19 protein-coding genes are annotated in these 19,434 nt (G+C 44.3%); 7 read left to right on the top strand and 12 right to left on the bottom strand.

The features are described from left to right. Positions 1-4 precede the first annotated feature (4 nt). Positions 5-352 (bottom strand): cell division protein ZapA, encoded by a 348-nt coding sequence (locus A4U55_RS05080; protein WP_003657819.1) that lies wholly within the window; start codon positions 350-352, stop codon positions 5-7. A 35-nt stretch (positions 353-387) separates the two neighbouring features. Further along, complete coding sequence (locus tag A4U55_RS05075; RefSeq protein WP_003657821.1) at positions 388-747, bottom strand: hypothetical protein; 360 nt, start codon at positions 745-747, stop codon at positions 388-390. 293 nt (positions 748-1,040) lie between these two features. On the opposite strand from A4U55_RS05075, the gene A4U55_RS05070 reads away from it, so the two are divergent. Beyond that, complete coding sequence (locus tag A4U55_RS05070; protein ID WP_003658887.1) at positions 1,041-1,679, top strand: UPF0149 family protein; 639 nt, start codon at positions 1,041-1,043, stop codon at positions 1,677-1,679. Between the two features lie 14 nt (positions 1,680-1,693). Further along, positions 1,694-2,665: a riboflavin biosynthesis protein RibF gene (gene ribF / locus A4U55_RS05065; protein ID WP_063454081.1), complete on the top strand. Its 972-nt coding sequence runs from the start codon at positions 1,694-1,696 to the stop codon at positions 2,663-2,665. Between the two features lie 113 nt (positions 2,666-2,778). On the opposite strand, the gene trmB is transcribed toward ribF, so the two are convergent. After that, positions 2,779-3,609: a tRNA (guanosine(46)-N7)-methyltransferase TrmB gene (gene trmB, locus A4U55_RS05060; RefSeq protein ID WP_063454080.1), complete on the bottom strand. Its 831-nt coding sequence runs from the start codon at positions 3,607-3,609 to the stop codon at positions 2,779-2,781. A 118-nt stretch (positions 3,610-3,727) separates the two neighbouring features. Between trmB and A4U55_RS05055 the strand changes: the two genes are divergently transcribed. Beyond that, positions 3,728-4,666 carry a DUF2628 domain-containing protein gene (locus tag A4U55_RS05055; RefSeq protein WP_063454079.1) on the top strand — a complete coding sequence of 313 codons (939 nt, stop codon included), beginning with the start codon at positions 3,728-3,730 and terminating at the stop codon, positions 4,664-4,666. A 49-nt stretch (positions 4,667-4,715) separates the two neighbouring features. Next, a complete protein-coding gene (locus tag A4U55_RS05050; protein WP_063454095.1) occupies positions 4,716-5,444 on the top strand; it encodes a TraX family protein in 729 nt (242 codons plus the stop codon). Between the two features lie 18 nt (positions 5,445-5,462). On the opposite strand, the gene A4U55_RS05045 is transcribed toward A4U55_RS05050, so the two are convergent. From A4U55_RS05045 to gmk, 7 genes are all read right to left on the bottom strand, one after another. Then, positions 5,463-7,751, bottom strand: coding sequence for a primosomal protein N' (locus A4U55_RS05045; protein ID WP_063454078.1), 2,289 nt, complete (start codon positions 7,749-7,751; stop codon positions 5,463-5,465). A 10-nt stretch (positions 7,752-7,761) separates the two neighbouring features. Then, a complete protein-coding gene (locus A4U55_RS05040; RefSeq protein ID WP_003657836.1) occupies positions 7,762-8,667 on the bottom strand; it encodes a Dyp-type peroxidase in 906 nt (301 codons plus the stop codon). Positions 8,668-8,870: 203 nt separating this feature from the next. Further along, positions 8,871-9,251 carry a RidA family protein gene (locus tag A4U55_RS05035; protein ID WP_003657838.1) on the bottom strand — a complete coding sequence of 127 codons (381 nt, stop codon included), beginning with the start codon at positions 9,249-9,251 and terminating at the stop codon, positions 8,871-8,873. Between the two features lie 28 nt (positions 9,252-9,279). Then, positions 9,280-9,459 (bottom strand): hypothetical protein, encoded by a 180-nt coding sequence (locus A4U55_RS05030; protein ID WP_003657840.1) that lies wholly within the window; start codon positions 9,457-9,459, stop codon positions 9,280-9,282. 95 nt (positions 9,460-9,554) lie between these two features. Next, positions 9,555-11,741 (bottom strand): RelA/SpoT family protein, encoded by a 2,187-nt coding sequence (locus A4U55_RS05025; RefSeq protein WP_003662724.1) that lies wholly within the window; start codon positions 11,739-11,741, stop codon positions 9,555-9,557. A 285-nt stretch (positions 11,742-12,026) separates the two neighbouring features. Next, positions 12,027-12,299, bottom strand: coding sequence for a DNA-directed RNA polymerase subunit omega (gene rpoZ / locus A4U55_RS05020; RefSeq protein WP_003657843.1), 273 nt, complete (start codon positions 12,297-12,299; stop codon positions 12,027-12,029). A gap of 87 nt (positions 12,300-12,386) precedes the next feature. Next, a complete protein-coding gene (gene gmk, locus A4U55_RS05015) occupies positions 12,387-13,016 on the bottom strand; it encodes a guanylate kinase (protein ID WP_003658903.1) in 630 nt (209 codons plus the stop codon). 166 nt (positions 13,017-13,182) lie between these two features. Between gmk and ispH the strand changes: the two genes are divergently transcribed. Next, a complete protein-coding gene (gene ispH / locus A4U55_RS05010; RefSeq protein ID WP_063454077.1) occupies positions 13,183-14,124 on the top strand; it encodes a 4-hydroxy-3-methylbut-2-enyl diphosphate reductase in 942 nt (313 codons plus the stop codon). After that, positions 14,124-15,893 carry a single-stranded-DNA-specific exonuclease RecJ gene (gene recJ, locus A4U55_RS05005; RefSeq protein ID WP_063454076.1) on the top strand — a complete coding sequence of 590 codons (1,770 nt, stop codon included), beginning with the start codon at positions 14,124-14,126 and terminating at the stop codon, positions 15,891-15,893. The genes ispH and recJ overlap by 1 nt, the downstream gene beginning before the upstream one ends. A 38-nt stretch (positions 15,894-15,931) precedes the next feature. Here recJ and A4U55_RS05000 read toward each other — a convergent pair whose 3' ends face one another. Together A4U55_RS05000 and queE are read right to left on the bottom strand one after the other, a co-directional pair. Continuing rightward, a complete protein-coding gene (locus A4U55_RS05000; protein ID WP_003658908.1) occupies positions 15,932-16,573 on the bottom strand; it encodes a trimeric intracellular cation channel family protein in 642 nt (213 codons plus the stop codon). A gap of 109 nt (positions 16,574-16,682) precedes the next feature. Further along, positions 16,683-17,399 carry a 7-carboxy-7-deazaguanine synthase QueE gene (gene queE, locus A4U55_RS04995; protein ID WP_003662729.1) on the bottom strand — a complete coding sequence of 239 codons (717 nt, stop codon included), beginning with the start codon at positions 17,397-17,399 and terminating at the stop codon, positions 16,683-16,685. Positions 17,400-17,885: 486 nt separating this feature from the next. Here queE and A4U55_RS04990 point away from each other — a divergent pair, with 486 nt between their 5' ends. Beyond that, entirely contained in the window at positions 17,886-19,262 is a 1,377-nt protein-coding gene (locus tag A4U55_RS04990) for a diaminobutyrate--2-oxoglutarate transaminase (protein WP_003658912.1), read from the top strand. Positions 19,263-19,434 lie beyond the last annotated feature (172 nt).

The following is a 19,434-nucleotide window of genomic DNA, read 5'->3' as shown; positions in this document are numbered from 1 at the left end:
TGACTCAAAGCATCGAGCGTGCTTGTTGATTGATTTTATCTATCATGGCGGCGACTTTGGCTTTTTCGTCATCGGTCTTGGTGATTTGAGTTTTTAGGGCTTGTACTTCATCATACAGCTCCAAACAAACCAGCACCAAAAACTCTTCATTGGTCGGTGTTTTGTGTTTGATTTCACGGCGTAGATCACGGATTTTGTGGTTGATGTATTCAGCCCCATGCTCTAGGTTTTTAATTTCGTCGACTGGGCAGACAATCCGATGCGGCGTACCTGCGATACTGATATCAATTGGGCGAAATTCTTCTTTGGCGATGATGGCCGATGATGGTGAATTTTGGGTGTCTTGACTCATAATGATTCCTTAACAAAACTGTTGAATGAACGCATCTAGTTGGAGCGATCGATTTTTGACAGCCAATCACGAATCACCTCAGCGCGTGAGATGGCCAAGGCGTTTTTGTCTTTTAAATCTTGATTTTGGGTGATTAACGCTCGATTGGCTTGATAAAGCTCATCAACTTGCTGTTCTAGGGCATTTTGGGTTTGTTGCAGGTCATCCACACGGTTATTATGATGATCAATATCAACCAATGCCTGATTAAGCTTGGCTTGTAGTGTTTCGATTTGTTTGGCACTATCGTCATTGGCGATGCGTTGTTTGAGATTGGCAAGTTCGGTTGCGGTAACCGCATATTGCTTTTTCATGGCGATGATCGTCTGCTCTAAGGCTTGTAATTGAGCTAACATAAGATATCCTAAGTTGATCAAACAAAATTTAGCTAAGCTTATCTTAGCATGGCTTTGGATTGTGTTGTCAAATTTTTTGTAAAAATTACATAAAAGTTGGTCATTATGATATTAAAAAGTTTTTAGATATCATCATGGTTTAATCAAAACACGCGCATAAACTGGCATGTCTGTGTTATAATACTCTGTTTTTTTGAGCGATTATTTAAAGGTAAATTTTAACAATTTTTGACAAAGGTTTGATGAGCCTTAAGGGTTAACTGATGTCAACAACACACGAATAAAGGCAAACTATGGCAACAGATTATTTATCAGGTTGGGATGATTGGGTGTCAGCATTTGGTGACTGGACAGACATATCGATCAGTGAGTTGCATGGTATTATGACTGGCATCATGACTGTGTGTCATGCACCCGATAACGATGGTTGGGTGCGTTTATTAGAAGAAATGAGCTTTGGGATACCTAGTGAATCGGCACTTGAGCTGTTGACTGACTATGCCGAAGATGTCAGCTTTGCACTCAAAGATAAAGATGACGCATATGGCTATGAACCCTTAGTACCTGATGATGAGCATGAGTTGTATGAGCGTGTTTTGGCACTCAAAGACTGGGCGGGCGGTTATATCACTGGCATCGGTGTGGCGGGTGTGACATTAAGTGCAGATGAAAACGAGCTGATTGGTACTTTGATGGAGATTGCCGCCATTCGCTTGGATGATGAAGAAAGTCTAGAGGGCGGTGAGGAGATGTGGCTACAGTTATTTGAGTTTGCTCGCATGGTGCCTGTCAGCTTGGCTGTTCGTCAGCGTCAAGATGTCAAAAACTTGGCATTATTAAAAGGTCTGCCGCCTGAAGCGAAGACAGCCAATGAGCTTGCATCAGAAAAGTTGGCGGTGCCAGTCATTGATGTGATGGCAAGCAAGCAATAGGCGATATATTTTTCATGCAAATCATTTTTTTAGACAGCCATCATTTACCGACACTGCCACCACTTGCCTTGACCATCGGTAATTATGACGGCGTTCATTTGGGTCATCAAGCGTTATTGTCAGTACTGGCTGATGATGCCAAAGCGATGGGTTTGTTACCTGCGGTGATGGTATTTGAGCCACAGCCTAGAGAATATTTTTCGCCTGATAATCCACCAGCTCGATTGACCAATTTGACCGAAAAAGCAGAGCAAATCACGCAATTGGGCGTTCAATATCTGATTGTGGCAAGTTTTGATGATGCGTTTCGTTCATTATCAGCGGCGGCGTTTGTTGATCTTTTGCACAGCTTAAATGTGAGCCATCTTGTGCTTGGTGATGATTTTCGTTTTGGTCAAGATCGTGTTGGCGACAAAGCATTTTTGCAAGCTGCAGGATTTAGCGTAGATAATTTGCCCAGCATCACCCAAAATGGCGTACGCATCAGCTCATCTTTGGTGCGTCAAGCTTTGGCGGTCGGTGATTTAAACGCTGCCAAATCTATGTTGGGTCGCTCTTATGGCATAACTGGCGTGGTCGAGCATGGCGATAAGATTGGGCGAACATTGGATTTTCCAACAGCAAATGTGTCTTTGGGGCGTCTAAAGCCTGCACTACATGGCATTTTTGCTGCCGATGTCATCGCCTATCAAAATGGCGTGCGTTTGGATTGGGCATCGCTGGGTCAAGGTGGTGTGATGGGTCTAAAACAGGGCAGTTTATTTGGTGCCGTTAGCATTGGATTACGCCCCAGTGTGGGCGGTAAACAGTGGCGACTTGAGGTGCATTTACCTGATTTTAACGGTGAGCTATATGGCGTGACGCTTTGGGTGGTGTTTACGCATTTTTTGCATGGTGAACGGCATTATGATGGTGTTGATGCTCTAAAGGCAGGCATTACCAACGATGTGGTGGCTTTGCTTGCGTGGCGAGATGATCAAGGGTAGCGTTCTTTATTGAATAAAACATATGCAATAACGCACCCAATACCACCACAGTCATCAGCATAAAGCAGCCAAAACTTAGCTGCTTGATTGATATCGTTTGATTGCCCCACTTTTTAGGTTTTTAGATAAATCAAATCCCAAACGCCATGACCATGGGTGATGCCACGCTTTTCAAATTTGGTCAAAGGGCGAAAGTCAGGGCGTGGCGTAAAGTTACCCTTTTCACAACTGTTGACAAATTCAGGCATACCATCTAGCACCTCAAGCATCCAAAACGCATAATGCTCCCAGTCGGTTGCCGCATGAAACTTACCCCCAGATTTTAGCACACGAGCGACTTTTGCCATGCGGTCATGCGTCACAAAGCGGCGTTTATAATGTCGTTTTTTTTGCCAAGGGTCAGGAAAATACAACTGAACGGTGTCCAAATGTTGCGGGGGTAGATTATCCAGTAACGCCACAGCATCACCATTGATGATTTTTAGGTTGTGAAGTTTTGCTTCATCTGCCAACGCCACCAAACGCCCAATACCAGGTTCATGAACTTCAACGCCAACAAAATTGGTTTCAGGGGCATTTTTAGCCATCTCAAACAAGCTATCGCCCATGCCAAAGCCAATTTCAAGCACCAAAGACGCATCACTGCCATTGGGCGTATCTGTAAATAAAACTCGTAAATCTCTGATTGCTGAGATATCGCCAAGCTTGCCAAGCTCATCGGTTGGATTGACATAAAGATACCGAAAATGAGTGTCTAATAAGGCCTGTTCATGATATTGGCTCATGTGTGAGCGACGCTTCATAAAGGTATTAATTTTACGAAACTGCTCAGGTGTTTGTGCCAATTTGGCAAGGCGGGTGCTGATTTCGTCTTTGTCAATGGCTTGTAGAGATTGAGCGTCTGCCAAGACATTTTGGGCATCTTGGGGTGTTGAATTTGTCATAAAAGGGCGTACAATAGCTAATATTAAAAACGGTCATTATAAAGAATAACTGACCCAACCACAAGCTAACAGCTTGGTTTTTTAGTCGCTGTTCATCGCATTTAACCAAAGAGTTGCCATGTTTCGCCTACCTTTTTTAGAAGATACAACGCCACCACCATTTTATCAAAGTCATTTGAGTGATGATGAACGCACCCGATTGGATCGATGGTTTATTGGTCATCGCTCCCAAGCGTACTATTTGAGACGATTTGCTGAGTTTGATCGAGTGGGTCGGTTACACGCAAAATGGCATTGGGCGGCATTTTTTATGACATTTGGCTGGCTGCTGTATCGTAAGCGTTACTTAGATTGCGTGGTGTATTGTGTGGCAGGCTGGTCATTTATTAAGGTTAATATTGTCATTATCTTGGCAGTGGCAGAATATGTATTGATTGGATTTTTGGCAGATGGCATGCAGTGGCCTGTGCGTATTTTGATTGGTCTTGCGGTTTGGGTATTTTGGTCGGGCATGGTCGCACGCTGGGCGGATGCGTATTATTATCGCACGGCTCGCCGAGAAATTGCAGATGCTCTAGAGCTATACCCTCGAGATGAAGCTGCACAAAAACAGCATCTTAGGCGTGAAGGTGGTGTAAGCTTGCTTGGTTTGTCGGTGGCATTTGCGATGTTTGGGCTAATTTTATCAATCATTGTTGGGCAGTTTGTACCGATGTATATCAAACAAGCTGAGCAAAAGCTTTTGTTTGATGTCTATAGCGAAGCCAATGCGGTGGTTAAGCGTGTGGATGTGATTATGGCGAACACAGGTCAATGCCCAGTCAATTTACCTGTCACCAGCACACATCATCGTGCTGATATCCAAGTGGTGACACAAGCAGATGGTATTAATACCAAATGTGCTGTCGTTGCGACCGTTTTAAAGGCATCTTATCCACTTAGCTATCTAAAAGGGCGAACTTTGACAATATACAGTACGCCTACCCAACATGGATTGGTATGGCGATGCCAAACCTCTTTATCAAAAAAACAAACCCCCAAACGGTGTATTGGCTAATCATTAACCTTGTATGACCAAGATCAAATCAGTGAACAATGAACCGAATATGGCAGATGATACCGCTACCAATCAGCTGCAGCTGACAACTTTTCACCTAAAACTCATCACGCTTATCGCCATGCTCATTGACCACATCGGTTGGGTGTTTGTGGCAACTTACAGCATGACCGCTGAGATCATGCACACGGTGGGGCGTTTGGTTGCACCGATGATAGCGTATTTTTTGGTGATGGGGCTATGTCATACGCAGAATCAATGGGCGTACTTGGGGCGTCTTTTGGCTTTTGCTGTTCTCTCGCAGCCGATTTTTATGGCGTTTCAATATGTCATTGGCAGTGTCGATATTGTCACACAAGTGCTTTGGGGTAATGTACTGTTTAGCTTAGCTGCCAGTTTGGCGGCATTAATGATCTGGCAGATGAGCGTACCTATGACGCTTCGGGTGCTTGGTGTGCTGGCGATGGCGATGATTGCAGAGATTGGGGAGTATGGGGCGGCGATGGTGATGTGGGTGATGGTGTTTGAAATTTTTAAACATGACAAACTCTTACAACTTACCGCTTATGCCCTAAGCGCCCCTTTGGCACATTATTTGATTTATGGGTGGGCGTTGACGGTCGGTCTTGGGTGGATGAATGTGGGTATGTTTTTTGCGTTACCACTGATTTATTATCACACAGGCCAGCAGGGGTGCAGGCTGGGTGGCCGATATTTTTTCTATCTTTTTTATCCCATACATTTATTGATGCTTGTTTGTTTGGCCCAGACTGTCTGATTGTACAAAATTTTGTAATCACCAGCCCATTGGGTCAATGTCGATACTCATGCGTACCGCTTTACTGCTTGGTAGTGACTGTACTGATGGCCACCATGTCTGCAAAAATTCATGCAAGGGCGGGCGAGTTTTTGCCAAGATGAGCATCTGTACCTGATAGCGGTTATTTTTTTTGGTCATGGGTGCATCGATGGGTGCATTGATGGCAAAAGGGTGATTGGCTGGTATCAATCCTTTGGCAGCGATGATGGCGTCTTTTGCTTGCTGATGGTGTAAACTTTCGGCACGAATGAGTACGGCATGGCTAAAAGGTGGTAATCCCAACTGCGATCGTTCGTGTAATAGTTCGTGGGCAAAGGCGTGATAACCTTGACGCACAAGCTGAGTGAGTAGGGCGTTATCAGGCTGCAAGGTTTGGATTAGGACTTTGCCTGGCTTTTTGGCACGACCTGCTCGACCTGCGACCTGTATGATACGCTGTGCGGTGTGCTCAGGCGAGCGAAAATCAGCCGATAAAAATCCCAAATCAGCATTGGCAATGACCACAAGCGTAACATTTTCAAAATGATGACCTTTGGCAATCATTTGTGTCCCCACCAAAATGGCAGGTCTGTTAGTATTGATATTTTTGGTCATCTGAGTCCATGCATCTTTTTTTTGCATGGTATCTTTATCGATCTGATAAATCGGATAGGTTGTGTGGCTGACTTGTGGATTGGCAAATAATGCGTGTAGTTGCTCAACTAGGCGGGTCGTGCCTGCACCAAAACTGTCCATATTAGGGCTGTGGCATTCAGGGCAGGTTGTCGGTATGGACGCACGATAGCCGCAGTGATGGCAGCGTAGTTCACCATGCATGGGCTGTACGCTTTTTTTGTGAACGGTCAAATGTGCATCGCAATTGGGGCAATTGGCTTGATGACCACAACTTCGGCAAATTAAAATCGGTGCATAACCTCGACGATTTAAGAAAACAAGCACCTGTTCACCTTTGGCCAAGCAATGACGCATCGCCTGAATTGTCTTGGGTACAAAAGCGGTATCGCTGATTGTCCCATCGAGATGCTGAGCATGAGAGCGACCCAATCGCATATCCACCAAATGCATACGAACCGCCTGAGCACCGCCTGCACGATTTTTTAGGGTGAGTGGTGTTAATTTGCCATCTTGGATGAGTTTGAGCTGCTCAAGACTTGGCGTGGCAGTTCCTAAAATGATTGGAATCTTGGCAAATAAAGCACGCATCATCGCCACATCGCAGGCATGATAGCGAAGATGATCTTGTTGCTTATATGACGCATCGTGCGCTTCATCAATAATGATCATGCCAAGATTTGCAAAAGGATATAAGATACCTGAGCGTGTACCGATGATGATTTGTGCGTGACCCAAACGACACGCCTGCCAACCTTGAAGGCGTTCGGTGTCATTCATCTTGGAGTGTAACACGCAGATATTGGCATGAAAGCGTGAGGCAAATCTGCCCTTGGTTTGGGGCGTTAGCCCAATTTCAGGTACGAGTATCAGCACCTGTTTGCCTTGGTCTAGCACATGGTGCATGGCTTGTAGATAAACTTCCGTTTTACCCGAACCTGTCACGCCATCCAACAAAAACCCTTGATACTGCCCCAAATCACTGGCGGTCTTAATGGCATCCAAGGCAATCTGTTGTTCGTCATTGGCATCAAGCTTAGGTTCTTTGAGTTGTACTGGTGGTGGCTGTTTGTTGGGCGGTATATGCTCATCAGTGATGACAAGACCTTTATTGATAAGACCATCAAGTGCAGAGCGTGTTGCACCGATTTGGCGAAGTTTGTCAGTCCCAAGACCTGCTGGATATGCCATCAGATGTGTTAAAATTTGTCGTTGTTTTTTGGCAGTTTTTGGCAACTGATCGATGGCCGTATCATCACAGATGGCCTTGTAATATCGCTGCTTGGCGTATATGGGCTTGCCTTGGTTGATGAGTGTCGGCAGCATCACACAATAGACATCGCCTAAGGGGTGATGATAATAAGAAGACAGCCAGCTCGCCAGTTTGAGCAATTCATCATCAATGATAGCGTCATCATCAATCAATTGTTTGATAGGTCTAAGCTTATGAGGTGCGATAAGACTGTCGGATGCGTCAATCAGTCCAATGACAACACCAATCAGCCGCCTAGCCCCAAAATAAACCAGCACTCTGGCACCGATTTTGGGCAAGGGCAGATGACTGGGGCATAAATAATCAAAAAAATCAGCCACAGGTACTGCCAGTGCCACTTGGGCAACTAATTTTGGCGTCTGCTGTGGGCTTGTGGTCATGGTCGGCAAGTTATAGATTTTCTAAGCGTTCAACCGAAGGTGCGTAATAATAAGCACCCGAAACCGCCGTACTGACATGCTTAAGCAGCAAATCAATCTTACCATCGGTCTCGCCAAACATACTAAGTAGCTGAGCTTCAATATTCCATAGCCGTGCTGCATAAGCGATATACATTAAGCCATGTTCGCCAGTCACTGTGCCAAAAGGCAGACTCCTGCGTACCACTTCCAAAGTCTTACCATCTTCCTTAAGATTGGTGCGACCCAAATGAGAATCTGATAAGCGTTTGGCTTTATCAAATTCAATATTATCAACTTTTGAGCGGCCAATAGAATTTTCTTGGTCGCACACAGGTAACTTATCCCATTTATTCAAGTCGTGGCGGTATTTTTGTAAAAGCACATAGCTACCGCCAGCATCATCACCATCAGCGATGGCAGCCACGCCACTCACGGCATCATCTTGGGGGTTTTCAGTGCCATCTACAAAGCCTTCTAAGCCACGGTTTTCTACCCAGCGAAAGCCATGCGTTTCTGATTGAATTTGGACGATATCCTTAAATATCGCTACCAATTCTTTTGCTAGGCTAAAATTAATATCATGACGCATTGACTGAATATGAAACATCACATCATGCTGCGTGGCAGGTGCCAGACCATTACCCAATGGGCGAAATGGTTTGATTTGACCGCCTTCTTTGGTATAGCCAAAGCGTTGCCAAGCTTGTGCACCAAAGCCAATAGTCAGACCTAAAGATTCGCCAGTAAATTTGGCTTGTAGCTCATTTAAAGTGTGCAAAGCTTGGCGGCAGGCATCTGCGATGGTTGCCGTGTTGTTGGTGATAAAATCACCCTCCATAAAGATGCCAGCACGGCAATGGTCGGGAATGATGGCAGATTGTGGCGTTTTAGACATAGATGACCTTATATGATATCAATGAATTTTTAAACAATTTCATTCATTTTTTAAGTCAATTAATTAACTATGAATGAATTAATACTGAATTAATAATGAATGTAAAATTTGGTGCTTATTTCAGATGGGGCGGCACTTTTGGGTGCTAAAACACAAAGCCCTTGGATGTCCAAAGGCTTGTTGACCAAAGACTAACATACCGCTTATGACAAATGTAAGATAGCTTCAATCTCAACCACGCCACCTTTAGGCAGTGCAGCAACCTGAACAGCAGCACGGGCAGGATATGGGGCATTTAAACAGGCATCAAAAACTTCATTAAGTGTCGCAAAATCCGACAAATCAGTCAGCGAGACATTGAATTTGACCACATCAGACAAGCTGCCACCTGCTGCCTTGGCAATGGCTTGTAAATTATCCATAGCCTGCTCGGCTTGTGCCTTAAAGCCTTCTTTGAGCGTCATGGTTTTTGGGTCAAGACCTAATTGTCCAGAGATATAGATGGTATCGCCAACCTTGACCGCTTGAGAATAGGTACCAACAGCGGCAGGTGCGTCGTCTGTATGAATGATTTGTTTGCTCATGATATTTAAAAATCCCAAAATAGATGCATTAGATGTGCTTGGTGCGAAAATAGGCAACAAGTTTATCAAATAGGCTCATCGCTTCGCCAGTATAGACGGTGTTCGAAGGTGCGACATTGTCCGCTGTTTTTGGCAATAGGGTTGGTTCAACTTTACCAAGAAAATGTGCAGCGTCTTTTTGGCTATTAAGGTCGATTTTACAGCACATAAGACATCCTTATTTTGACTGAAGTGACTATTATTATGCCTATTATAATAGACCATTTTACCATCAAAATTCAAGCGTTTTAGGTAGCTTAATCATCATTGATACAGTCGCATGATGTTTGGATAGCCAAGCAATGTGCGTAATTTTTCGATGCCCTCTGCCAAATGAGAGCGTGAGCGTACCACAATGTGCAGCGTTGTTGTGCCGACTTTACTGCTTTGGTCTGACTTGGTATCTGTTTTGATGTGTGTTTGCTCAACACCGATATTCAGCACACGCATTTCATAAATGACTTGGCTGATTTGCTCTTCGTTTAAACTGGCATAAATACGCAGCATGGCAGGGAATCGCAGCGCATCAGGTTGATTTTGTAAAGATTGATCAGATTTCCAATCTAAGTGAATGATTTGGTAAGGTGTATCGGTGCGTATTGCTTGTAAAGAATAGCACTTATGACGATGCACAACCAAACCTTGGCGAGACAAATGCCCAACAATGGTATCGCCATAAATCGGATTGCAGCAGCGTGCAAAATCCACCTCCACGCCTTTGATGCCTGCCAGCAGATGTTTAGAGCGAGTAATTTCATGGTCATCAGCCGTATCAATCTCTTCACTAAATAAACGAGAAACCACAAGCTGTGGCAATAGCATGCCTGTTGATAGTTGCATAAATAGCTCATCAGGCGTACTGATACCACGCCATTTTAGAATATCAGTCCAATCATCATCTGTTAAATCAGTGATACTTTTACCATAAGTGCTTAAGGCACGGTCTAGTGCTTGCTTGCCATAATGAATCTTTTGGTCTTCAGGCAGATGCTTTAGAAATTTTAAAATCTCATTTCGGGCTTTGTTGGTAGCGACAAAGCCGAGCCATTCGGCGCGTGGTGTGGCATTTTTATCCGTGTCAATGCTCACAATATCACCATCAGCCAGCACTAGCCCAAGCTTACCATGCTTATGATTAATGTCAGCACCCGTAGCAATGTTCCCGATGGCAGGTCCAACCGCATAGGCAAAATCCAACGCCGTTGAGCCACGAGGTAGCTCATAGGCACGACCCTTTGGGCTGTAACAGACAATTTTTCGCTCGTGCAGATAGCTAATTAACTCCTCAATGATGACAACATGGGCATCATCACCCTCTGCTTTACCAGCATTTGCCAAATCTTGCATATTCCGAAGACTGGCTTGGATGACTGACTGACTGACGCCAGCTCGGTCATTACTGATGATACCCAGCCGAGCAGCCTCTTGCATGCGGCGTGTCATCAATGTGATTTTAATGTGATTATAATCACGGTCATAAAATAAGGTTAAAGACTGATTGCCACCTGCCAAGGGTTTGCGAATGTTATCATGGATTTGGTGATTGCCAATTTGGTATTTTTGAATCAAATAAGTGGCCAGCGTGTCGCAAGCTTCAATATCTTTTAAGATAACCTCAAAATCATATTGGCGAATTAATTGGCTGATTTGACCACGATTTTTAAAAAACTGCCGATACATTGCAGTACGGTTATCAAGGACTTGTACATGACCGTCCAAATTCAGATGCGACAGCAGACTTTGTAGATAAGTGCTAATTTCGGTTTTTTGAAAATTACGCCCCAATCCATGCTGTAATAATTTATCTGTAAATTTGTTGTACATATCGGGGTTTAAATTGCGATAGCATAATAGCTCAATATAATCTGCAATGCTGTTAAGCCCCATCAGGCGTGCAAAAGGAATATAAAAATCCAGTGTTTCTTTGGCGGTGCGTTTTTGTTTTTCTTCGCTGACAGCATCGAGCGTGGACATATTATGCAAGCGGTCGGATAGCTTGATAATCAAAACCCGTGGGTCGGATAAGGTGGCTGTCAAGATTTTATGAAAAGTGGCGGCTTGGCTTTGTTGCTTGCTCATGCCTGAGGATTTAAGCTTAGTCACGCCATCAACAAGTTGAGCGACCATTTGGCCAAATTCTTGTGTGACCATCTCATCGGTCACCTCGGTATCTTCGATGGTGTCATGTAAAATGGCAGCAACGATGGTGTCACGATCTAAGCGAAAGCCTGCCAAAATCTCCGCCACAGCGATGGGGTGTGTGATATAAGGCTCGCCAGATTTTCGTTTGTCTTTGATGTGGGCGACATCCCCAAAATGGCAGGCACGCAAAACATCGGCACGCTCATCAGGCTTTAGATAGGCGACGGCACGCATCAGGCTGTCACGAGCTTCATCCACAAGCGGGTGGCTAAGATTGGTCGGTGTTGTAAGGTCTTGGCTGTCTGGCATAGATGGCTCGTACAAATTCACTTTGATCAATGGCTAAAAAATGACTTGGCTTATTTGGGTTAACCCCGTAACTTACGCTCTATAATAAAGCACTTTGTAGGGGTGTTGTCAATATCTTTACCATTGAATTGATTAATTTTAAGATTTTTATAAATGAATAAGTTGTTATGAATAAATATGGCGGGTATGATATCTCTAAAATCAGATGACAAATCAATATAAATCAATATGAACTAAAAAAAGCCATGAACAAATATGGCTCATGGCTTTGGGAACTTAAGCAGATTATAGGGTATTGCCTAGCTGCTCAGGTGTGATTTCGTAGGATTGATTTGACTTTGGGAATAAGTCCTCATCAGGCTCATCTAAGATCGCACGACTGACATGACCTGCTGAGATTTCACGCAATGCAAGTACAGTTGGCTTGTCGTTATCAACAGCGACCGTTGGCTCAACTTTACCATTGGCAAGTTGGCGGGCGCGCTTGCTTGCCACCAAAATCAACTCAAAACGATTATCGACATTTTCTAGACAGTCTTCGATGGTTACTCGTGCCATGGATATTCTCTTAAACTAAATGGTGAATTTTGTATTATATCAAGTTTTTTTGGGTTTTTTAAGTGCCTTTTGATGATTTTTATCAATTCATGGATAGGTTGGCGTATCATCAAATAATGCAGCAATCAAAGCAGCATGGCGAGCCTGCTGTGCATGTAGCGTCAGGCGGTGGCTCTTAATAATCGTTTGTAAATCATCTAACGCCATCTCAAAGCGATCATTAATCACCACATAATCAAATTGATCGTATTGGCGTATTTCATCCAGTGAGCCTGCCAAGCGTTTTTTGATGACCTCTTGGCTGTCTTGACCACGGTTTGATAATCGCTCTGCCAACGCTTGGCGAGTGGGCGGTAGGATAAAAATCATCACCGCTTGGTCAAATTGTGCTTTGACCTGTAATGCACCTTGCCAATCAATTTCCAAGATGACATCAATCCCTTGGGCTAATAAATCTATGACGGCTTGTTTTGATGTGCCATAATAATGGTCAAATACTTGGGCATATTCTAAAAACTCAGATGCTTGAATTAATGACTGAAAGCTTGCGGTGTCAATAAAATGATAGTGTGTACCGTTAATTTCGCCTGGGCGAGGTTGGCGTGTGGTATGCGAGATGCTCACACATAAGCCCTTGGTACATTTGAGCAGTTCTTTGACCAGTGAGGTTTTGCCTGTGCCTGATGCGGCGGTGATGATAAAAAGCGTGCCTGCCATGATATGACCTTATCAGTGATAAATTACCCTATTTTAGCATATTTTTGGGATAAAATAATCGCTTTGATGGGCAGCTTATCAGCGAATGTATTTGGGGTAACGGCTAGGTTTATTGGCTAAAATTTGCTAAAATGGGCGGATATTTTGGGAAATACCGAGTAACACGATGAAAATATTATTAGCCAATCCTCGTGGATTTTGTGCAGGTGTGGACAGAGCGATTGCGATTGTCAATGAAGCGTTACGCCGTTTTAATCCGCCCATTTATGTCCGTCATGAAGTTGTTCATAATAAATTTGTGGTTGAGGATTTGGCACGCCGAGGTGCGGTGTTCGTTGAAGAGCTCGATGAAGTGCCTGATGGGGCGATTGTCATTTTTTCGGCACATGGGGTTTCAAAGGCGGTTGAAGATGAAGCAAAACGCCGTGATTTGACGGTATTTGACGCAACTTGTCCACTGGTTACCAAAGTGCATATTGAGGTGGGTAAATTTGCCAAAGGGGGCATGGACGCCATTCTTATCGGGCATGCAGGACACCCCGAGGTAGAAGGGACGATGGGGCGTTTTGATACCAGTTTTGGTGGACGCATTCATTTGGTTGAAGATGTTGAGGATGTGGCTAAGCTTGACTTTGAGCGTGATAAGTCATTGGCATTTGTCACACAAACAACGCTATCAATGGATGATACTGCCAATGTCATTGATGCACTCAAAGACCGATTTCCTGCCATCAATGCCCCCAGAAAAGATGACATTTGTTATGCCACCCAAAACCGCCAAGATGCGGTTAAATTGCTTTCTCATCATTGTGAGGTTGTGTTGGTTGTGGGCAGTCCAAACTCATCAAATTCCAATCGCCTGCGTGAGCTTGCCGAGCGAATGGGCAGGCGGGCGTATTTGATTGATAATGCTGGTCAGATGAGCCAAGCATGGTTTGAGGGCGTGACATATGTTGGTGTAACAGCAGGGGCATCAGCACCTGAGATACTCATTCAAGAAGTGCTTGATACACTGCAATTATGGGGGGCTGATGTGCCTACTGAGCTATCAGGCATCGAAGAAAATGTTACTTTTAGTTTGCCAAAATCACTGACTAAGGCAGTTTGATGGTGCGTCAAGATTCCCAAAAAACACTCACACTTAGCCCAAGATTGACCGAGCCACTCAATCAGGCACTGCGTGATCAGCTGGACTCATCAACACTTGCACGAGTTTTACAGGCTAGGGGTGTACACGATATCAGCCAAATAGATACGCACATCTGCCAGCTGCTTGCGGCAGCAGATTTGATGGGTATTGATACAGCGGTTACGCTCATTGATACCGCCATTGACCAAGGTGAGCGTATTTTAATTGTCGGTGATTTTGATTGTGATGGGGCAACCAGTACGGCATTGATGGTGCGTGTCCTGCGACAAATGGGCGCTTTGGTGGATTTTTTGGTGCCTGACCGATTTAAGTTCGGCTATGGACTGACACCGCAAATTGTTGAGCATGGTGCTGCATTGTATCGCCCAAACTTAATCATCACGGTGGATAATGGCATCTCAAGCCATGATGGTGTGGCCACTGCCCATCAGATGGGGATCAAGGTGGTGATTACCGACCATCATTTGACCACCAAACCATCACCGCCTGCCGATGCTGTGGTCAATCCCAATCAGTTGGGTTGTCATTTTGGTAGTCGCTATCTTGTTGGTGTGGGTGTGGCGTTTTATGTGATGGGCAGGCTTGCCAAGCATCGCCGCCAACTGGGCAAATCCAGTGCCAGCGTGGCTAAGTATTTAGATTTGGTTGCTCTAGGCACAGTCGCAGACCTTGGTGTGCTGGATAAAAATAACCGCATTTTGGTCACGCATGGGCTGCAGCTGATCCGTCAAGGTCGATGCGTCGTGGGCATTTTAGCCATCTTAGAGCAGGCAGGTAGGCAATATCAGACCATCACCAGTGATGATTTTGGATTTGCCATCGCACCTAGGATTAATGCCGCTGGACGGATGGATAATATGCGTATTGGTGTGGAGTGTCTACTTACTGATGATTGGGGAGAGGCACACCGATTGGCAATTAAGCTTAATCAGCTTAATCAATCTCGCCGCCATGTTGAGATGAGCATGAAAGATGATGCCATTGCCATTGTCCAAAGTTTATCTGAGTTTGATGAGACACCGCCTAAAGGCATTGTGCTTTATCAAGATGACTGGCATCAAGGGGTTATCGGTATTGTTGCAGGTCGCCTAAAAGAAAAATTGTACCGTCCAAGCATCGTTTTTGCACCAGCAGATACCGCATTGGTTGGCAAGTCAGATGATATCAAAGGCTCAGCTCGTTCTATTGCAGGCATACATATTCGTGATGTCATTGAAAGCGTGGCACTGGCTCATCCTGATTTGATCAAGCATTTTGGCGGTCATGCAATGGCAGCAGGCTTGACCATTCAAAAGGCTGATTTTGAACGATTTAATCAAGCACTCCAAGAGGTGCTGTTGGGTTTTGATGATGATGTGTTTTATGAACAAAAATTCACCGATGGAGCGTTATTGCCTGACGAGTTTAGCCTAAGTTTTGTGGATAGATTAAAAAACATCAGCGTTTGGGGCAATGGTTTTGTACCGCCTGTTTTTGATGGCAAGTTTGAGGTGATTAACCATCGTATCTTAAAAGATAAACATCTAAAACTTAGCCTAAAAATGGCAGGGGTGCAATATCCGATTGATGCGATTTGGTTTAATTATCAAGCGGACAGTTGGGATTATCGAGCGTTTGGCGTGCATATTTTGTATACTTTGGATATTAATGAATGGCAAGGCAGCCAAAGTCTGCAGCTGGTGATTAAGGACTTGGCGGTGATGAGTGTGGCGGCATTGTCTGTTTAGCATAAAATGGATATCTTTGGGATAAAGGGCAAATCTTATCAAGATTTTTTAAGCTCAATTGAAGGTAAGTGCCAATCAAATTTTAGTGCCAACATGCGTATCCCAAAGATACTGACTAATGCCAGACCTTGTTTTATCCAGTCAGCAAATCCCCAAATTTCTAAAACTAAATACAAAGCAGAACCGATAATGCTGGCACTGATATAAATTTCTTTTTGTAAAACCAAAGGAATTTCGTTACAAATCATATCACGCATGATACCACCTGCGATGCTTGTCATCACCGCCATCATCACGGCAATCAGTGGATGGGCATCAAACGATAACGCCACCGTTAAGCCAATCACACTAAACACAGCAAGACCAATGGCATCAAAAAATTTTAAAGCACGGTCAATGTGTCCAAGGCGATGAAAAAACAGTTGGCAGATAATGGATGTTGTTGTAATGAGTATGACATAAGTTAAATCAGTCATCCAAAACAGCGGATGACGGTCTAGTATGATATCACGCAGGCTACCGCCACCAATGGCATTGACCATTGAAACTAAGATACAGCCAAATAAATCAAACCGCTTATACATTGCCAAAGTTGTCGCAGCGATGGCACAGGCACTGATACCAATCATATCAAGTGAGTAAATGAGCAGTTGGGTGGGAAAGTTGGTTAAGATATCCATAGTTTGTCAGAGGGTGTATTTGGTGCTAGGTTAATTAATGGGGCGTGCGTGCGTTACAGATTGGCAGATGGCAAGGTGATTAACGGTATCATACAGCTCATATTACCGTTTATTTGCCCTTAGCATCTGCCCAAATGATTTTATGTAGCTGTAAGCCAAACCGAACGGGCAGAGCGTCTTTTAAAATCCATTCTGCCAAATCGGTTGCCAGTTTCGGTGCGTGGCTTGTGTTTTCTTGGATGTTAAACATGGGTGATAGCCAAATCGTGCCAACTTTATCATCTAAAGCGTGTTTGGTAATGATATTTTTTGCCCATTCATAATCTGTGCGGTTGGCAATGACGATTTTAATTTGGTCGTGCAAGGTAAGATGGGCTAAATTTTCCCATAAGTTTTTATCAGCCTCGCCTGATGATGGTGATTTTAGATCCATGACTTTTGAGACCAATGGCGGTACATTAGCAACCGATAAAGCACCTGCTGTCTCAAGGCTAACCTCATAACCCGACTGTATCAGTTTATGCATTAATGCAATGGCATTTGGCTGAGCCAAAGGCTCGCCGCCTGTTACGCAGACACGCCAGCAAGGATATTGGGCAATATGCGTCATGATATCATCAAGCCCCCAACGCTCACCGCCTGAAAAAGAATAGGTCGTATCACAATAATGACAACGCAAAGGACAGCCTGTTAGGCGAATAAAAATCGTTGGTAGCCCAGCCGTCAACGCTTCACCTTGTAGAGAATAAAAAATCTCTGTCAGCTTCAGACCTGCTTGCGGATCGGTGGTTGGGATTTTGGTATTTCTAAGGGTGTCTTTGGTCACGATGTTTGGCTTTTTAAGTGTCAAGTGGTGATAAAATGCGATATTGTACCAAACCTCTACATAAATGGCGAATGGATTATCAATGATGCATGCTGCTTAAATGGTAAAAACTGGCTTGATAGAAAAGTTATCATCTGCATTTTAAAAAATTATCATTGTCTTGCTATTTAATTTAAACAAGCATTGTTATGACAAATATCAAAGCCAGCCACGCCCAAATGATCGCCATTAAAAACAAAAGGCTTTACATTTTTTTATAAGCGTGTATCATATTTAGCAAAATAACCGTACCAAGTGATAGTTATTTGGTGGTTATTTTGTGTTTAGGGCTTATTTGAATTGCCAAGTTATTAAAATATTAAAATAAGTACCTAAGCCGTGTTATCAACCAAAACCCATATATCAAAACCTATACAAAAAGTATGGGTTTTTTCGTCAAGCAATTATGCTTGTTCTTTCAACCCTTATCTGAGATGGTAATCCGATATGAGCGTTCACTCTATAAATCATGCCCCCACAGCCCCCAAAGATGGTGCAACCAATGACTACTACTTGACCCGTCAAAATCAGATGGAGTCTAATGTCAGAAGCTACCCCAGAAAACTCCCCCTAGCCATCGCCAAAGCCCAAGGCTGTTGGGTGACCGATGTGGAGGGTAATGAGTATCTTGACTGTTTGGCAGGTGCTGGCACATTGGCATTAGGTCATAATCATCCTGCTACCATAAACGCTATCAAAGATGTGTTAGACAGCGGTTTGCCATTACACACCCTTGATATCACCACGCCAATTAAAGATGCGTTTACCGAAAAACTGTTGTCATTTTTCCCCAAGGATTTTGTGCTGCAATTTTGTGGCCCGACAGGGGCGGATGGTACAGAAGCTGCCATTAAACTTGCCAAAACTTATACAGGGCGTGATAATGTCATCGCATTTAGCGGCGGTTATCATGGCATGACACATGGCGCTCTTGCCATGACAGGTAACTTATCCGCCAAACAAAAGGTTGGCAATCTCATGGCAGGCGTACAGTTTTTGCCTTATCCGCATGAGTATCGTTGTCCGTTGGGGCTGGGCGGTGAGGCTGGTGTGGATGCCTTGACTTATTATTTTGAAAACTTCATTGAAGATGTTGAAAGTGGCGTGGTTAAGCCTGCCGCTGTCATCTTAGAGGCCATCCAAGGCGAGGGCGGTGTCGTCCCTGCTCCCAAAAAATGGCTGCAAAAGGTGCGTGAAGTTACCGCCCGCCACGACATTGTGCTTATCCTAGATGAGGTACAAGCAGGATTTGCCCGCTCTGGTAAAATGTTCGCCTTTGAGCATGCTGAGATTGTCCCTGATGTGGTCGTCATGTCTAAGGCGGTGGGCGGCGGCCTGCCCCTTGCTGTGCTTGCCATTAACAAAAAATTTGACGCATGGTCGCCAGCAGGACACACAGGCACATTCCGTGGCAATCAGCTTGCCATGGCAGCAGGCTATAATGTATTAACCCAAATCAGCCAAAACAATTTGGCAGACAATGCACGCATTCAAGGTGAGTTTTTGCGCACAGAACTCCAAAAAATCGCGAGCCAGTACCCTTGTATCGGTCATGTGCGTGGGTGTGGTCTGATGATGGGCATTGAGATTGTGGATGAACGCCAAGAAGCTGACCATATGGGTTCATATCCTGCCGACGGTGAGCTTGCCGCCGCCATCCAAAAAGCCTGTTTTGATAATAAACTGCTGTTGGAGCGTGGTGGTCGTGGCGGTACGGTCGTGCGTCTTTTGTGTCCGATTACCATCACTACCGACGAGTGTGAACAGGTCATCACTCGCTTTAAAAAGGCGGTGGGCGAAGCGGTGAAAGCAGTGCGTGGCTAATCGTTGATTATCATAAAAATAAAGGCGTGCCAATAGCACGTCTTTTTTTTATAAGACAAACCGGCTTTATGTTTATCAAACTTTATGTTTATCAAAAAATTTGTTAAAATAAAAATTTTACTTGACACTCTGAATGGAATTTTGCAAAATGGACCAACCAACCAACCAACCA

It is taken from the genome of Moraxella catarrhalis, from assembly GCF_001632285.1.
In the GTDB taxonomy this organism is placed as follows: Bacteria; Pseudomonadota; Gammaproteobacteria; order Pseudomonadales; family Moraxellaceae; genus Moraxella; species Moraxella catarrhalis.
This window is presented reverse-complemented; position numbering and strand designations above follow the sequence as displayed.